The following is a 1626-nucleotide window of genomic DNA, read 5'->3' on the forward strand; positions in this document are numbered from 1 at the left end:
CTGCGCGGGCGAAAGCGGCGCGGCGTCCATGTCGGCCGGGCGCGCGGGCAGCGTGTGCGTATCCGTGTTTGCGTTCTCGGCGACGGCGCTCGCGTCGCCGCGCAACGCGCTCAATTCGCGCGCGAGATCGGCGAGCACGGGCGCGGCGAAAACGAGGCGCACGGGCACCTCGATGCGCCACGCCTCGCGCAGCGCCGCCGTCATCCGCAGCGCCAGCAGCGACTGGCCGCCGAGCGCGAAAAAGTGATCGCGACGGCCCACACGCGCGACCCCGAGCAGCGATTGCCACACGTCGGCGAGTTGCGTTTCGATGTCGCCTTGCGGCGGCTCGAAGGTGTCGGCGTCCGCTTCGAGCGTGGGCGCGGGCAGCGCGTGACGGTCGATCTTGCCGTTGCTGTTCAGCGGCAGCCGTTCGAGCACGACGACGGCGGCGGGCACCATGTAATCGGGCAGCGCGCGAGAGAGCCGTTCGCGCAGCGCCGCGACGAAGGCGGCATCGTCGGCTGCGGCACGAGGTGCGTGCGGCGCGACATAAGCGACGAGGCGCACATCGCGCTCGTTACTAGCCGACGCCTGCTGCGCCACCACGATCGCTTCGCGCACCTCCTCGTGCGCGAGCAATTGCGCCTCGATCTCGCCCGGCTCGATGCGAAAGCCGCGAATCTTCATCTGATGATCGGCGCGGCCCAGATATTCGAGCCTGCCGTCGCCGCGCCATTTCGCCAGATCGCCTGTGCGATAGAGGCGCGCGCCCGGCGTGTCGAACGGATTCGGCACGAAGCTCGCCGCGCTCAAGCCCGCGCGACCCTGATAGCCGCGCGCGAGCCCCACGCCGCCGATATAGAGTTCGCCCGCCACGTTCGCGGGCGCGAGATCGAGATTCGCGTCGAGCACGTAGAGCTGCGTCGCTGCGATGGGCGCGCCGATCACGGGCGCGGCGTCCGTCACGCGGCCCGCCGCCGACCAGATGGTCGTCTCGGTCGGACCGTAGAGATTCCATAGCTCGACGCCTTCGCCGAGCGCGAACAGATCGCGCGCGAGATCGGCCTGCAAGGCTTCGCCGCCGCATAGCGCCTTGAAGCGGCGCGGTGCTGCGTTTTGCGCTGCGTTTTGCGCTTGCGTCGATGTTTGCCGCCACGCAGCCGAAGGCCAACCGCCTGCGCGCAAGAGCCGCCAACCCGCGGGCGTCGATTGCAGCGCCGTCGCGCCCGACGTGTCGATCAGACGCGCGAGCGCCGCGCCGTCGCGCACCGTTTCGCGCGGCGCGATCACCACGCGCGCGCCCACCGTGAGCGGCAGGAAGAGTTCGAGCGCGGCGATGTCGAACGAGAGCGACGTGACGGCCGCGAGCACGTCGTCGGCGGCGAGACCCGGCGCTTCGCGCATCGAGAGCAGGAAATGCCCCAGCGCGCCATGCGTGACCATCACGCCCTTGGGCGTGCCCGTCGAGCCCGAGGTGTAGATCACATACGCGAGTTGCGCGCCCGTCACTTCCACATTCGGACGATGCGCGGGTTCGTCGCCGAGATCGGCACGGTCGAGTTCGAGGCGCGCAAGACGCGTTTGCGGATCGCATGCGTCGGCGTGCGCGCTATCGGCGATCAGCACGCGCGCGCCGCTGTCGGC

1 protein-coding gene is annotated in these 1626 nt (G+C 70.3%); it reads right to left on the minus strand.

Annotated elements, in window-relative coordinates; genetic code table 11:
- On the minus strand, positions 1–1626 hold a 1626-nt coding region (locus G3N97_RS38620; RefSeq protein WP_205997974.1), incomplete at both ends, for an amino acid adenylation domain-containing protein.

It is taken from the genome of Paraburkholderia sp. Ac-20347 (genome assembly GCF_017104805.1).
GTDB lineage: Bacteria > Pseudomonadota > Gammaproteobacteria > Burkholderiales > Burkholderiaceae > Paraburkholderia > Paraburkholderia tropica.